The sequence below is a fragment of the Novosphingobium sp. PY1 genome (genome assembly GCF_017312445.1).
Lineage (GTDB): Bacteria > Pseudomonadota > Alphaproteobacteria > Sphingomonadales > Sphingomonadaceae > Novosphingobium.
Map to the genome: position 1 here is coordinate 30,944 of NZ_BLTI01000013.1, position 15,046 is coordinate 45,989.

The 15,046-nt window shown below is 64.3% G+C and carries 13 protein-coding genes and 1 pseudogene; 7 read left to right on the top strand and 7 right to left on the bottom strand.

The features are described 5' to 3' along the window. Positions 1-75: 75 nt before the first annotated feature. The 3 genes from moaC (at position 76) to lexA (ending at position 2,561) form a co-directional block, all read left to right on the top strand. Positions 76-558: a cyclic pyranopterin monophosphate synthase MoaC gene (moaC, locus tag J3474_RS18140; RefSeq protein ID WP_007015127.1), complete on the top strand. Its 483-nt coding sequence runs from the start codon at positions 76-78 to the stop codon at positions 556-558. After that, on the top strand, positions 558-1,781 hold the full coding sequence (locus J3474_RS18145; protein WP_207095139.1) for a molybdopterin molybdotransferase MoeA: 1,224 nt from the start codon (positions 558-560) through the stop codon (positions 1,779-1,781). Before moaC ends, J3474_RS18145 begins: the two co-directional genes overlap by 1 nt. Positions 1,782-1,865: 84 nt before the next feature. Next, positions 1,866-2,561 (top strand): transcriptional repressor LexA, encoded by a 696-nt coding sequence (gene lexA, locus J3474_RS18150; protein ID WP_207095140.1) that lies wholly within the window; start codon positions 1,866-1,868, stop codon positions 2,559-2,561. 84 nt (positions 2,562-2,645) lie between these two features. On the opposite strand, the gene J3474_RS22795 is transcribed toward lexA, so the two are convergent. After that, positions 2,646-4,061 (bottom strand): ComEC/Rec2 family competence protein, encoded by a 1,416-nt coding sequence (locus J3474_RS22795; RefSeq protein WP_242528496.1) that lies wholly within the window; start codon positions 4,059-4,061, stop codon positions 2,646-2,648. Positions 4,062-4,154: 93 nt separating this feature from the next. Beyond that, positions 4,155-4,844, bottom strand: a pseudogene (locus tag J3474_RS22920) (DUF4131 domain-containing protein); the annotation flags it as partial. A 20-nt stretch (positions 4,845-4,864) separates the two neighbouring features. On the opposite strand from J3474_RS22920, the gene gltX reads away from it, so the two are divergent. The 3 genes from gltX to J3474_RS18170 all read left to right on the top strand — a co-directional run bounded on the left by gltX (position 4,865) and on the right by J3474_RS18170 (position 8,001). Next, a complete protein-coding gene (gltX, locus tag J3474_RS18160; protein ID WP_013833756.1) occupies positions 4,865-6,319 on the top strand; it encodes a glutamate--tRNA ligase in 1,455 nt (484 codons plus the stop codon). A 13-nt stretch (positions 6,320-6,332) separates the two neighbouring features. Continuing rightward, positions 6,333-7,616 (top strand): citrate synthase, encoded by a 1,284-nt coding sequence (locus J3474_RS18165; protein ID WP_207095142.1) that lies wholly within the window; start codon positions 6,333-6,335, stop codon positions 7,614-7,616. Between the two features lie 175 nt (positions 7,617-7,791). Further along, complete coding sequence (locus J3474_RS18170) at positions 7,792-8,001, top strand: hypothetical protein (RefSeq protein ID WP_041559020.1); 210 nt, start codon at positions 7,792-7,794, stop codon at positions 7,999-8,001. Positions 8,002-8,007: 6 nt separating this feature from the next. Here the strand turns inward: J3474_RS18170 and J3474_RS18175 are convergent, their stop codons facing one another. From J3474_RS18175 to J3474_RS18190, 4 genes are all read right to left on the bottom strand, one after another. Next, positions 8,008-9,396 (bottom strand): sensor histidine kinase KdpD, encoded by a 1,389-nt coding sequence (locus tag J3474_RS18175; RefSeq protein WP_207095143.1) that lies wholly within the window; start codon positions 9,394-9,396, stop codon positions 8,008-8,010. Continuing rightward, on the bottom strand, positions 9,396-10,358 hold the full coding sequence (locus tag J3474_RS18180) for a hypothetical protein (protein WP_207095144.1): 963 nt from the start codon (positions 10,356-10,358) through the stop codon (positions 9,396-9,398). The genes J3474_RS18175 and J3474_RS18180 overlap by 1 nt, the downstream gene beginning before the upstream one ends. Before the next feature lie 35 nt (positions 10,359-10,393). Further along, positions 10,394-11,575, bottom strand: a complete 1,182-nt coding sequence (locus J3474_RS18185; protein ID WP_207095145.1) for a hypothetical protein — start codon at positions 11,573-11,575, stop codon at positions 10,394-10,396. 89 nt (positions 11,576-11,664) lie between these two features. Continuing rightward, entirely contained in the window at positions 11,665-11,967 is a 303-nt protein-coding gene (locus J3474_RS18190) for a hypothetical protein (RefSeq protein WP_013833761.1), read from the bottom strand. 69 nt (positions 11,968-12,036) lie between these two features. Between J3474_RS18190 and J3474_RS18195 the strand changes: the two genes are divergently transcribed. Continuing rightward, the gene (locus J3474_RS18195; RefSeq protein ID WP_207095146.1) at positions 12,037-14,691 is read left to right on the top strand and encodes an ATPase; all 2,655 of its coding nucleotides are present in this window, start codon (positions 12,037-12,039) and stop codon (positions 14,689-14,691) included. A 60-nt stretch (positions 14,692-14,751) separates the two neighbouring features. On the opposite strand, the gene J3474_RS18200 is transcribed toward J3474_RS18195, so the two are convergent. Then, positions 14,752-15,042, bottom strand: coding sequence for a DUF1467 family protein (locus tag J3474_RS18200; protein ID WP_207095147.1), 291 nt, complete (start codon positions 15,040-15,042; stop codon positions 14,752-14,754). Positions 15,043-15,046 lie beyond the last annotated feature (4 nt).

Here is a 15,046-nt window from a genome sequence, read left to right on the forward strand (position 1 = left end):
TCCTGCGGAGCCGCTTCGCTGGTGCTTCTGGACTGTGTAAACCGTGTAAACCTCGTCAGGATTTCAAGGTCTGAGATGAACAAGAGCCTCACGCACATTGATTCGGACGGGACGGCGCGCATGGTCGATGTCGGCGCCAAGGCAGAGACGCAGCGGCTCGCCATTGCCTCGGGGCGGATCACGATGTCGGCCGAGGCACTCGCGGCGATCCGCGCCGGGGATGCCCCCAAGGGCGACGTGCTGGGCACCGCGCGCATCGCCGGGATCATGGCGGGCAAGCGCACCGGGGACCTGATACCGATGTGCCACCCGCTCGCCATCGATGCGATCAATGTCGATTTCAGCTTCGAGGACGAAGCCGTCAGGGCCACGGCGACGGCGTCGCTCACCGGCAAGACCGGCGTGGAAATGGAAGCCATCACGGCCGTTTCCGTGGCGCTGGTGACGATCTACGACATGGCCAAGGCGCTCGACAAGGGCATGGTCATCGGCGACATCCGCCTGATCGAGAAGCGCGGCGGCAAGTCCGGGACCTGGCGCGCGGAGGACCGGCACTGATGGCAGGTCCCGCGCCGATCCCGCTCGAAGATGCCCAGGCCCGCCTGCTTGCACTGGCCGAAGCACTAGCGGTCGAGCGCGTCGACGTCGAAAGCGCGCTGGGCCGATTCCTGGCCGAACCGCTGCTGGCGCGGCGCACCCAGCCTTCCACCCATCTCTCCGCGATGGACGGCTATGCAATGATCGAAGGCGACCTCACCGGGCCATGGCAGGTGATCGGTGAAAGCGCCGCAGGCCACCCCTTTACCGGCACGCTGAAAAAGGGCGAGGCCGTGCGGATCTCGACCGGCGCGATCATGCCCGCCGATGCAGGCGTCGTGATCCTGCAGGAAGACCTTGGGCGCGAAGACGACCGCATTACCCTCAGCGGCGATCTGCCCGAACCGCCGCACAAGCACATCCGCCCTTGCGGGATGGATTTCACGGCGGGGCAAGAAGTGCTGGGCGAAGGAGTCCGCATCGGCCCGGCGCATATCGCACTGGCCCTCTCCGCGGGTCATCGCCACCTGCCGGTGCGCCGCATGCCGAAAGTCGCGGTGATCGACAGCGGCGATGAACTGGCCGCCGATCCGGAGACCTGCCCTGCGCACCAGATCCCCGCGAGCAACGGCGCCATGCTGGTCTCGCTGGTCAGCGCCCTGCCGGTCGAGGCGCAGCGAATCGGGCCCGTGACCGACACGCTCGATGCGCTGATCGGCGCTTTCGACGAGGCCGCCGATTGCGACATGATCGTCACCAGCGGCGGAGCCTCGGTAGGCGATCACGATCTCGTGCGCCCGGCTCTCGAACGCTGGGGCGCAAGGCTCGACTTCTGGCGCGTCGCCATCAAGCCGGGCAAGCCGATCCTTGTTGCCACCCGCGAACGCAGCAGCGGCGGCACACAGATCATCATCGGCCTGCCGGGCAATCCGGTTTCGAGCATGGTCACCGCCTATCTCTTTGTCCTGCCGATGCTGCGCGCAATGCTCGGGGCAAACCGTTCGCTGCCAATGCAGATCTCGACCGTTCTGGACGCACCGCTCAGAGCCATCGGCCACCGCCGCGAATTCCTGCGCGGCTACTGGAACGGCGAGAGCGTGGTGCCCATGACGCTGCAGGACAGCGGTGCACTCAGCGCCCTTGCCGCCAGCAATGTGCTGATCGATCGCCCCGCGCATGCACCGGCCGCCACGCCCGGAGACACGGTGCGGGTGTTCCTGCTCGAAAATGGCGGTATTGCTTGACGTTCCAGAATCTGTTGCTTAATTGTTCTCTCATTGTTCACAAGCAGAACAACGCTCGGGGACGCAGAGAAAGAGGCAACGAAGATGTTGACGCGCAAGCAGCATGAATTGCTCAAGTTCATTCAGGTCCGGCTTGAAGAAAGCGGCATCTCGCCCAGCTTCGAGGAGATGAAGGAAGCGCTCGACCTCAAGTCGAAGTCGGGCGTGCACCGCCTCATTTCCGCGCTTGAGGAACGCGGCTTTATCCGCCGCCTGCCGAACCGCGCCCGCGCGCTGGAAATCCTGCGCCAGCCCGAAGACGTTACCAGCAAGCCCGCGACGAAGGCCGACGCTCCTGCCGGTAAGGAATCGCTTGCCGCGCTCAAGCAACCCGAACGCACGCCCCAACCGGCGAACGACGTCATCGAGATTCCGCTCCACGGTCGTATCGCTGCCGGTGTTCCCATCGAGGCGCTCGAAGGACAGTCGATGCTTCCGGTTCCGGCAGCCCTGCTCGGCTCGGGCGAACACTACGCGCTTGAGGTTTCGGGCGATTCGATGGTCGAGGCCGGCATTCTCGATGGCGACTTTGCCCTGATCCGTCGCACCAACACCGCACGCGACGGCGAAATCGTCGTCGCCCTGGTTCGTGGCGAGGAAGCGACGCTCAAGTATCTCCAGCGCGATGGCGGCATGGTTCGCCTCGTGCCCGCCAATGCCGCATACGAACCGCAGATCTACGGCCCTGACGAGATCGAGGTTCAGGGCAAGCTCGCAGGGCTGCTGCGCCGCTATCACTGAGCTTGCCCCGGAAAGCGTAACCTTCAGGCGCGCTCTCCGGGAGGCGTACTTTCAGGAAGGCGTACTCTCCGGACAGGGCCGAAATCACGGCCCGCGCGGTTTCCACCAGCCATGGCGGCCCTGCCCTGTCGCCACGGTTTCGACGGATCTGCCGCGCAGCCTGATGGCAAGCCCGCCGGTCCTGTCCAGCATGGTCCGGTCGGCCTTGAGCCAGCGCGGCTTGCAGCTCCATGGCAGCCAGCGGTCGGCAATGACGATATCGGCCTTGTCGCAGGCCGCTGCCAGCGACCGCTCCGGCACCTGGTCGCGGCCTCTGGCGATCAGCAAGTGCCACGAGCGACCGGCTCGATCGATCCGTACCGAACAGAAGTCGCGATTGCATCTCGAACCCGGCCACGATGCGAGCGGCGTCAATTCGCCTTCGATCCCTGCGAATTCGCGAAGATTGTCGCGCACATAATCGCTGCCGGTGTCGCGCAAGGTGACGAGCCCATCGCCGCTATCGTCGAGCAGTCCGACATGACGGCCATCGCCGGTCACGAGAATGTCCGGCGGCTCGAGCAGGATGAGCCAGACGATACCGAAACAGGCTGGCACCAGTCCCAGCAGCCGCACGCGCCCGCTCCAAAGGCCCAGCCACAGGCCGCCGGTTACGAACAGAAGGAAGCCGCCCGTCCCCATGGCAGGCAAAACCGAAACGGCGCCGGGCAGCGCACTGATCGTGTGCGCGAGGCCCAGCAGTAGGTCGATGAACTGCCCCGCCAGCCACCAGAACGGCCCGCCCAGTCCCACAATGTCGCACAGCAGCGCGAGGGCAATGCAGGGCATGACCGCGAAAGTCGTGAGCGGGATGGCAAGCACATTGGCCAGCGCGCCATAAGCTCCGGCGCGATGGAAATGGTAGAAGCCGATCGGCATGAGGACGAGTTCGATGACGAAGCCCGTTACGAACAGCATTGCTGCTTGCCGCATAAGCCGCGAAAGCCACGATTCCTCTCGCGGTGCCAGGAACCGGCGAACCGGCCCGCTGGTCGCCAGCGCCACAATCGCAAGTACGGCCGCAAAGCTCATCTGGAAGCTTGGCCCTGTCAGCGATTCGGGCCAGAGCAGCAGGACCGCGAACCCGGCGACAGCCAGAAGCCGAAGCGAGATTGCCTCGCGCCCCAGCGCCAGCGCGACAAGCACGAGCATCGCCCCGATGCAGGAACGGACCGTCGGCACTTGCGAGCCCGTCAACAGGGTATAGGCAATCCCGGACAGAGCACCGCACAGCGCCGCCACCACCGGGAGCCGGAACCGCAAGGCCAGCGCGGGCGAAAGCGCGAGCAACCGCAACGAGAGAAAATAGGCAGCCCCGATTACCGCGCTGACGTGAAGACCGCTGATCGCCAGGAGATGCGCAAGACCAGCATCGCGCATCGCCTGCGCATCGTTCTCTGCGATGCCCCCGCGGTCGCCGCTCGCCAGAGCAGCGGCAATCCCGCTTTCCGGACCGCTCATCCGCGCACGGACATGTCGGGAAAGCGCGCTACGCGCAGATTCAAGCATAGCGCCCCTGCCGCCCAACCTGAGGATCTCGACTTTGCCGTTGACGCTCCCACTTGCAGCAAGGCCGGAGAACCACGCGGTGCGCGCGAAATTATACCCACCTGGAAACATCGGCGGAGCCGGCGGCATCAACCGCGCCTCAAAGCGAATCACCGCCCCTGACGAAACGGATGCAACGCCCAGATCGTCGGGAACATTAAGCCGAACTTTTATCGACCGCCCCGAGCCCGGTTCCCGCGTTGCGACGATCCATCTGACCCGCTGTTCGGCGGGCTGTTGTTCAACACCTAGCACTTTGCCAAGGAACATTCCCGAGACCGGGCGATCGATTGCGTCCTGTCCCACCAGCGCCGATTTGCTCCACACCGTCAGGCAACCGGCGAGAAACATGAGAAAAACTGCGCAGGCTGCCACTCGCATGTGGGGAAAGCGCTCACGATCCGGCCAGATCCACGCCGCGAAAGCTGCCATGGCACTGCTTCCGACGACACATCCGGCCCAATGGAACGGTCCGGGAAGGCCGAACCACGCCGCGATTCCCGCGCCGAATGAGACGACCAGCCAAGGCCCGCGATCGAAGCCAGCAACAGAAAGAAATCGCTCCAGGGCCGCCAAAACCCTCGACAACTCGCTCTTGCTGTTCCATGGCCGATGCTGCAATGCAGCGCCCCCGGCGAGGCCGCGGCTTGCGTTATTTTCATCTCGGGCTTTGGCTTGGCTGGCCATGGCGAACATTGGACAGGAAGGGATTTACAATGGCAAGCGGCAGTGCATCGAGCGGATCGAACGGCCAGTCAGCCGTCGTTACGCGCTTTGCCCCCTCGCCCACGGGTTACCTTCACATCGGCGGCGCCCGTACGGCGCTGTTCAACTGGCTCTTCGCCCGCCATCACGGCGGCAAATACCTGCTTCGCATCGAAGACACCGACCGCGCCCGTTCGACCGAACCGGCCATCGACGCGATCTTCGACGGCCTGACCTGGCTCGGCCTCGAAGGCGACGAAGAACCGGTATTCCAGTTCGCGCGCTCGCAGCGCCACGCCGAAGTGGCCGCCCAATTACTTGAATCCGGTCACGCCTATCGCTGCTACCTCACGACCGAGGAACTCGCCGAGCGCCGCCAGAAGGCGCAGGAAGAGCGCCGCCCGTTTCGCATCGACAGCGAATGGCGCGACGCCGATCCCGCGACCTGGCCGAGCGATCGCCCCTACGTCGTGCGCATCAAGGCCCCGCGCGATGGCGAGACCGTAATCGACGATCTCGTGCAGGGACAGGTCACGGTCCAGAACGTCGAGATCGACGACTTCGTCATCCTGCGCTCCGACGGCACGCCGACCTACATGCTGGCTGTCGTAGTCGACGATAACGACATGGGCGTATCCCACGTCATCCGCGGCGACGATCACCTCAACAACGCCTTTCGTCAGCTCGTCATCATCCGCGCCATGGACTGGTCAGTGCCGACTTACGGCCACGTACCGCTGATCCACGGCCCGGACGGCGCCAAGCTGTCCAAGCGCCACGGCGCGCTCGGCGTCGATGCCTATCGCGATGAGCTGGGCGTGCTGCCCGAAGCGCTGTTCAATTATCTGCTGCGGCTCGGCTGGGGACATGGCGACGAGGAAATCATCGCCCGCGACCAGGCGGTCGAGTGGTTCGACATTGCCCACGTCGGCAAGTCGCCAGCCCGCTTCGACCTTGCCAAGTTGCAGAATCTCAACGGACACTACCTGCGCGAGGCGGATGACGCCCGCCTCGCGGCACTCGTCCTTCCGCTCGTTGCGGCCAATGGCTTCGCGGACGCAGATCCCGTCCTGCTCGAAAAGGCCATGCCTGTTCTCAAGGTGCGAGCAAAGGACGTCAACGAACTTGCAGAAGGCGCCGCCTTCCTGTTTGCCACCCGTCCTCTCGCGATGAGCGAGAAGGCGCAAGCTCTTCTGACCGACGAGGCGCGGGGGCGCCTTGCTGTCATTCACGAGCGTCTGTCGGGGGAATCCGACTGGACTTTGGAGGCATTGGAAGCCAACCTGAAAGCAATGGCCGGGGAACTCGAATTGGGCCTCGGCAAGCTCGCGCAACCCTTGCGGGCAGCCCTGACGGGTCAGACGACCTCGCCGGGAATTTTCGACGTATTGGTTCTGCTCGGCAGGAACGAAAGCCTCGCGCGCATTGCCGCACAGGCCGAAGTCCCGGCCGGGTCACAGGTATAAGGAGTAAGAACTGGTGGGTGATCAGGCTAAACTGTCCGCAGGTGGAGCGGACTACGACTACCCTGTCCTGAAAGGTAGCGTCGGCCCCGATGTCGTCGATATCCGTAAGCTCTATGGCCAGACCGGGATGTTCACGTTCGACCCGGGCTTCACTTCGACTGCCAGCTGCGAAAGCGCGCTGACCTACATCGACGGCGATGAAGGCGTCCTGCTGCACCGCGGCTATCCGATCGGTCAGCTGGCTGAAAATTCGTCGTTCATGGAAGTCAGCTACCTGCTGCTCAACGGCGAACTGCCGAGCAAGGAAGAGCTCGAAAAGTTCGAGTTCACCATCAGCCGCCACACCATGCTGCACGAGCAGCTCGCCACGTTCTATCGCGGGTTCCGCCGTGACGCGCACCCGATGGCGATCATGTGCGGCGTGGTCGGCGCGCTCTCGGCGTTCTACCACGATTCGACCGACATCTCGGATCCCGAGCACCGCAAGATCAGCTCGCACCGCCTGATCGCCAAGATGCCGACGATTGCGGCCATGGCCTACAAGTACTCGATCGGTCAGCCGTTCCTCTACCCGGACAACAACCTGTCCTACACCGGCAACTTCCTGCGCATGACCTTCGGCGTGCCCGCGGAAGAGTATGAAGTGATCCCGGCCGTCGAGAAGGCCATGGACCGCATCTTCATCCTCCACGCCGACCATGAGCAAAACGCCTCGACCTCGACCGTGCGCCTCGCCGGTTCGTCGGGCGCCAACCCGTTCGCCTGCATCGCGGCCGGCATTGCCTGCCTCTGGGGCCCGGCACACGGCGGCGCGAACGAAGCCGCTCTCAACATGCTCAAGGAAATCGGTACGCCGGACAAGATTCCGCACTACATCGAGCGTGCGAAGGACAAGAACGACCCGTTCCGCCTGATGGGCTTCGGCCACCGCGTCTACAAGAACTACGACCCGCGTGCGACGGTCATGCAGTCCACCGTTCGCGAGGTGTTCGAGGCGCTCAAGGTCGACGATCCGTTGTTCGAGACCGCCCTGCGCCTCGAGGAAATCGCTCTCAACGATCCGTACTTCGTCGAGAAGAAGCTCTTCCCGAACGTCGACTTCTACTCGGGCATCATCCTTTCGGCGATCGGCTTCCCGACCACGATGTTCACCGTGCTCTTCGCTCTTGCCCGCACCGTGGGCTGGGTCGCGCAGTGGAACGAAATGATCTCGGATCCCGGCCAGAAGATCGGCCGTCCGCGCCAGCTCTACACCGGCCCGACGCAGCGCGACTACGTGCCGCTTTCGCAGCGCTGATAACCGGCAAGCCGGACGGGGCCGCCCGCAAGGGCTGTCTCCAGGAGAAACCCCTGCGAAAGCAGGGGTTTTTTCTTGGGCGCCGGAGAAAGTGGAACCTCGGAACTTGCCAACCCGCCATAATCCGGCCACCTCGATGAGGTAGGCCGTTCGGGAACATGGCGGGGGAATCTTCATGCTGTTTATCAGGATCGTAGCATTTGTCCTGGGCCTGCTGGCCATCGCCATGGGCCTTCTCTGGGTCGGTCAGGGCACGGGCGTGGTCATGTGGCCGGCGGAAAGTTTCATGCTGGCAGACCGCACATGGGCCATTCGCGGCGCAATCCTTGCAGCCGTGGGCTGCATCGTCGTGTGGCTGGCTCGCCGCGGCAACGGCAAGGCCTGAACGGGTTCAGGCTTCAGGGTCGGCCGGTACGTCGAGGATGAAGCGCGCGCCCTGTCCCGGCGCGCTCTCGACCGACAGTTCGCCGCCCATCGCCCTTGCGAGGCTGCGCGAAATATAGAGGCCAAGCCCCGATCCGCCGTCGCCGCTACGCCCGAGGCGCTCGAACTTCTCGAACACTCGCGCCTGCTGCTCGTCAGACAGGCCCGGTCCCTGGTCGGCAACGATGACGCGAGCCATCGACCCGAGGGGCTCGAGTCTCAGCCAGATGCGTGACTTTTCCGGCGAATAGCGGATGGCATTGCCGATCAGGTTCAGCAGGATCTGCAGCACGCGGCGGAATTCGGCCACGGCAGGGAGGCTTTCAGCCACTTGCGGCGCATCGATGACGATGCCCTTTTCCCGCGCGCGGACGTTGAGAATTCCGGCAGCCTGCCGCGCGACTTCCGATAAGTCGATGTGATCGGGCGCCGTGGAGAAGTTCTCCGATTCCACGACTTCGAGGTCGGCCAGATCCTCAAGCAGGTCCAGCAGCAGCTTGCCCGCACCGGCGATTTCGCCTGCATAGTCCGCATAGGCATCGGGAATCGGACCGGCGAGCCGTGAGCGGATCGTCTCGGCATTGGCGATGATACGCGAAATCGGCTGACGCAGGACCGGTGAGAGATCCTGCCCGACGAGACTGCGCCGCAAGGCAGGTTCGATCGGGTTCGCAGTCTCGAGTTCACCGGCCTGCGGCTCGTCGGAGATCAGCAGGAGTTCGAAACCGGAGGGATCGAAACCCGGCCGGATATGCGGGATCAGGGTGATCCGCCAGGGCCGGTCCGAACCTTCCACGCTCACGCGCGTACCATCGAGCAGGCGCCAGTGCAGCGGCTGCTGGTGTGTCACATTCTCGGGCGGGAGAAAATCGGTCCAGAGCCGACCGATCCCCTCTTCCATCCGTGCAGCCACTTGCGCGAGGTCGGGACTGTCCGTCACTGCGGTGAGGACGCGCTGCGAACCATCTAGCTGTGCCGTCAGCTCGGCCAGGTGCCGGTCGGTCATCATCCGCCGGCGTTCGGCGAAACTGATCTCCTCAGAGGGCAGCGGCGAGGATTGCCAGTTTCGCACGACGATGTCGCAGCCGGGTGTCTCGCCCGCCTCGCCCTCGCGCGGTTCGACCTCGACCCAGGCCGTAATCGTATCGCTGCCATCGTTGGCCGATATGGCCCGCGCAAGTCGAAAGCGATAGCGGCGCGCCTTGCGCACGAGCTCAAGCAGCTCCGGAACCGCAATGGTTCCCGGGAGATCTCCACCGCAACGCAATTGCAGTCCGGCTAGCGGCTCTTCGGCCGTCAACAGCCTGTCCTCGGGATCGCTGACCGCCCGGGCGAGAATGGTTCCGCCTGCCTGCATCAGCCTGCGATGCGCCCTGTCGAGAGGATGACGGATGCCTTGTCCGCGCCAAGCCGGTCGAAACCTTGCGGCAGGGTAATGTCTGGATGCAGGGCAAGAAACTGCTGCTCGACGCCAGTGGGCGACAGGCCTGCAGTGCGCAGAGCCAGCGCCAGTCGCGCCAGTTGCGCCTCATGGGTTGACAGGACCACCGCGTCGCGCTTCTGCCGGGAGCCGATCGCCAGCCCCGAGAGGAACAGGGCAGCCCCCGAATTGGCGACCGAAAGCAAGGCCTCCGCTTCCCCGGACATACTCATCACAAGCTGGGACGCGAGGCCGAGCCGACTGCCCCCTTCGTTGTACTTGCGCCGCAATGCCGCCTCGGCAAAGGCCGCACGCTCGATCAACTCGGGATCATCGCCTGCACGCGCGCTCAAGGTCACGAGCGTTTCATGAAACAGATCGGCCGGCAATTCGAACAGCGATAGTTTCATGCGCCGCTGCGATTGGCACCAGCGCGCCTGCGCGGCAAGGAACTTCATCGCAAGATCCTGCATCGCGCCTTCGCGGGCCGACACGAAGCTTTGCAAAAGCGGCGAAACTACCGGATCGAGCGCGAGCCGCGACTGCAGGCGCTCGGTCAACTGCCATTCCAGCGCCAGGGCATGAAGATGCGACAGAAGCGCCTGATTTTCGAGAAAGGCCCGCGTGAGCAGGGAAACCTTGTCGGCCGGATGAACGGCGTGGTCGGGCTGACCTGCGCTCTGCGCCAGCGCATCGAGCAAGGCATTGGCAAGATCGGCCAGCATCCCGCGCACGCGCGCGAGGATCTCGTCACTGAAGACAGAGCTGTCTTCGGCGGTAATAAGGTGCCGCAGGATCGGAAGAACACTTCCCGCCATCGCATCGCCGCGAGCAAGCTCGTCGCGAAGCACGGCTTCGACGTTGTCCCGGTCAGCCGAATGAACAGCTTGATCGATCATCGGCTCGTATTACGCCATCCTTGGTTAAAGCCGGGTTAGTCCTTGCGCCGCAGCGGCAGGATCAACCCTGCGAGGACGAGGCCGATCGAGATCAGCTCGACCACGATCTGAACATGCCCGAAGAGCGCGGAAAGAGCCAGTATAACGCCGAGCAGTGCCCGATCTCGGAACCACGATGCGGTAGAACCGGTGAGATTATTGGGTATCAGCGCCACCAGCAGAACCAGCATGATCGGCGGAAACGCCCACGAGATCAACGATTCCCCGGCAACGCGCGGAAGCGCTGCAAGGCTTAGCAGACCGATTTCGATATCGACCAGCCAGCCCAATGCGTCGGCGCGCGGAATGATCGGCCTCATCTGCCCCCGCGCCCGGCGCTCCGCCTGCCGCAAAAGGCGGCTGCTTTCGACCAGCAGCGCAGCGATCGCCGCGAAAATCAGGGCGATCCAGACCAGTCCGAACCAGCCCAGTACTGCCGAGAGGCCCACGGCTCCCAAGGCGCCGAGGCTGAGCATGTTCGATGCATTGCCGGCCTGCAGCAGCGATGTGCCGAAAGTCAGGACACCAAGGCGAGCCACCGAACCGCCCGGAGAAAGTTGCCTTCCGTCACTGACCTGCTCGGCAAGCCATTCGGCCTCCACCGCGACGGCTTCGCCCTCGTTGCGGACCAGACGCCAGTTGGCGCCGATGCGTACCCCTGAAGGCACCTCGCGCATGGCAATGCCCGACTGAAGCGCAATCCGGGTCAGGGCCGAAATCATGTCGCAATCCGGCGGCAGCTCCTGCAGCCGCTCCATCAATTCGCCCGGAACCCGCATGATCCCTGCCGCCGCGCGGTTGAGGTCGATCCGTTCGAACCCGGCCGCCAAGGCATTCTCGACCGGCATGACCAGCACCACCGGCCCGCGGCTCTCGAACAGGTGGGTGACGCTTCCCGGATCGACGAAAAGTCCCTCGGTGACGACCAGCACTTCATCGCTGGCCGTGATGAGGCCGCTGAGCTGGCGCACATTCGTGGCAATGTAGAACTGCAGCCCGGCATCTTCCGCCGCGTGCTGGAGCGCCAGAAGTTCGGGCGAAGTGCCGCGCGCCATGCAGATGACACGCTGGCAGTCGAGCGCGAGGGCCAGGCCAAGCTGGTGATGTGCCACGCTCACGCCCGCCACCCGCAGAAATCCGCGCGGAAACGCCTGTCCCGCTCCCGCGGGTTCAGTCATGGCAAGCAAAGCGATGCGCAGTTTTCAATCTCCAGCGAAGCGCGCCCATTTAGGCACAGGCTTGGTCGGTGCCAAGCATCGCCGGGCGATCAATCGGCGGAAAACTCCGCAAGGAATGCCTTCAGGCGCCTGACGACCGTGGGTTCGCCCGGAGCCGCCTCCAGGGCTTCCTCCGCCAGATCGAGCAAGGCACGTGAATGGAAGCTGGCTGCAAGCCCCTTGAGACGCATTGCCGCAAGGTTCCAGTTGCCATCGCAGCGCGCGCGTTCGAGCAGGTCGACCTGGCGCGCGACGCTTTCGAGGAAACTGGCGCGCAATTCTTCGAAAAGCACGGCGTCTCCGCCTGCCGCAGCAGCCAATGTCGCTTCGAGGGCGCCTGATTCGTAAGCCATTTCCCCAGGATAATGGGCAATGTATTAAACCGGGGTTTATCGCCGCCCGGCTCGTGGTATTCTATCGAAATGGCTGGAGAAAACAGGATCATTGCCTTCGGCGCCGGCGGCAACGAGGCAAACGCGGACAAGCCCGAGGCTACCGCGCCCGAGGTTACACCCGCAGAAACGGGTGCCGAGCAGCCCCGCCAGGCGCAGGAGCACTGGGACGAAGCCTGGGTCGGCGATCATGAAGAGCCGGAAGAAGCGGCCTCCAATGCGTGGATCGCTCCGCTCCTGGCCGGTCTGGCAACAGCGGGCTGGACGGCCTTGTTCCTCTTCGCCCGCCTTCCCCAGTTCCAACCCGGCGTTATCCTTGAGGCCATTCCTACATTGGTTAGCGAATGGGCTGTTCCGGTCCTGCTGATCGGGCTTTGCTGGCTGCTCGCGCTTCGCCACAGTGCGCGCGAGGGCAAGCGCTTCGGCGACATCGCGCAGTCTCTGTCACGCGAATCCGCGCGGCTCGAAGAACGCCTGACCACGGTCAATCGCGAACTCAGCCTCGCCCGCGAATTCCTCGCCTCGCAGTCGCGCGACCTGGAAAGCCTCGGCCGCATTGCCGCCGAACGCATTTCGGAGAACGCCGGGCGTCTCGAGGAACTGATCCGCGACAACGGGACGCGTGTCGATTCCATCAGCTCGGTCAGCCATGCGGCGCTGGAAAACATGGAAAAGCTGCGCAGCCAGCTTCCCGTCATCGCCAGCTCGGCCAAGGACGTCACCAACAACATCGGCAATGCGGGCCGCGCCGCGCATGTCCAGCTTGAGGACATGATCACCGGCTTCAACCGCCTGAACGAATTCGGCACCGCAAGCGAGCGTCAGGTCGAAGCCTTGCGCAGCGCCGTGGAGGCAACGCTCGGCGAGTTCGCCGCGCAGTGCGAGAAACTCGAGGACCTGACCGAGAAGCGCTTCGCCGCGCTGACCGAGAAGAGCGAGGAGTTCCGTACCGAGCTCGACAAGCACGAGATCGAAGCCCTTGCCGCCGTGCGCACGCGTGCCGCCGCTCTCAGCGAGGAAATTGGCAACACGCGCAGCCAGCTCGACAACCACGAGGCCGAAAGTCTCACGTCGCTGCGTGCCCGCCTCAAGGCCCTGCGCGATGAAAGCGACGTCGTCTCACGCGCCTTGCGCAATGCCGAGACGAAGGCCGTTGAACGGCTGCAATCGTCCCTGGCCGAACTACAGACTGAACAGGCAGGCGTCAGCGATGCCATCGCGCAATCGCAGCGCAAGGCACTCGAAGGCCTCACCGAGCGGCTCGCCGGTATCGAGAACGAGGCCATGCGCCTCGACCAGAAGTTCGCGGAGCGCTCCGCCCGTCTCGCCGGTGAAGCGGCCGAACGTCTCGAACGCCAGCAACAACAGGAACACGCCGCGATTGCCCGCCTGCGCGAGACACTGGGCGAGCTGGACAGCGGCATCGCCGAACGCCTCGAGAACCATCGCATCCAGAGCGAGAACCTGCGCGAAACGGCAGCTGCGATCACCGGCCAGCTCTCCGGGTTCGAAGCGCGCCTGCGGGCCATTTCGGAAGACAGCGCACAAGGCGAGGAAGTCCTGAGCGCAAGCCTGACCGCATTGACCGAAAGGTTGACCTCGGCCCGCGCAACCCTCGCGGCAACGGACAACGACGTTGAAAAGCTCACTGACGACAGCATCCGGCTGCTGGAGCTCATCCAGGCGAGCGCCAAGCAGGCGCACAACGCCCTGCCCGAAGCCCTCTCGATTACCGAAGACCGTCTCGACCGCGTCAATCAGGGCGTGGCCGCCCTCCTCGAAAGCCTCAGGCAGGCCGGAGACGGCAGCGAAGGCCTTGCCAGCGAGATCGACGCCACCGGCACGGCGCTGCACGAACTCATGGCCTCGCTATCCACGGCCCATGCCGGCATCAATCGGCAGGGCAGCGACCACGCCGCGCTGCTGCGCGAGCTGCGTAGCGCTCTAGACGAAATCGAACAGGCAACCGCCAAGGCTTCGGAGAAGGCCGGGACCGAACTGCGCGCCTCCATCGAGGCCCTCAACGCAACGATTGCCGAAAGCATCGAAGCGATAGAGACGAAGAGCGCGGCGAAAGTCGCGAGCGTCGCCGACCAGCTCGGCAAGGAAGGCGCCATGGCCATCGACAAGGCCATGCGTTCGCGCGTCGCCGAAGTCTCCGGACAGCTCGATCAGGCCGTCGCCCATGCCTCGGGAGCGACCCGGGAGGCCGCTATCCAGCTGCGCGACCAGCTTGGCAAGATCGACGAACTGGTCGGCAACCTCGAGAACCGCGTTGCCCATGCCCGCAGCCGGGCCGAAGAGCAGGTCGACAACGACTTCTCGCGGCGCGTCGCCCTTATCACGGAATCGCTCAACTCAAATTCCATCGACATCGCCAACGCTCTGTCATCCGATGTTTCGGACACGGCCTGGGCGGCCTACCTGCGGGGCGATCGCGGCATCTTCACCCGCCGTGCGGTGCGGCTCCTCGAGGCCGGGGAAGCCAAGGCAATCCAGCAGATCTTCGAGCGCGATGATGCCTTCCGCGAGCACGTCAGCCGCTACATCCACGATTTCGAAGCGATCCTGCGCCAGATCCTCTCGACGCGTGACGGCAATGCGCTGGGCGTGACCCTGCTCTCGTCGGACATGGGCAAGCTCTACGTGGCCTTGGCACAGGCCATCGAACGCCTGCGCAACTGAACCCGCCCGGAAGACCGGCAGGGCGATCTCCGACAAGGGAACCGCCCTGCTGCGTTACCTTCAGTAACCGAGGTCCTTGACCGGCGGATCGCCGAAGAAGTTGAGGTCCTCGACCTCGATCCAGCCATAGATATAGTTGAGGTAGAACAGCCCCATCAGCACCGCGGCCAGGACCGTCGCGCGCAGGGCGATGCGGCCGGGACGAAAATTGATCGGTGCACTGTCCGCATGACCGGCCTCGACCTTGTGACCTTCAACCTCATCGGGCGTACGCAGGCCGATGGGCATGACCAGAAAGGCGCTGAGGACCCACAGCAGGCTGTAGATCGCGGCTATCGATGTCCATTGCATGGGC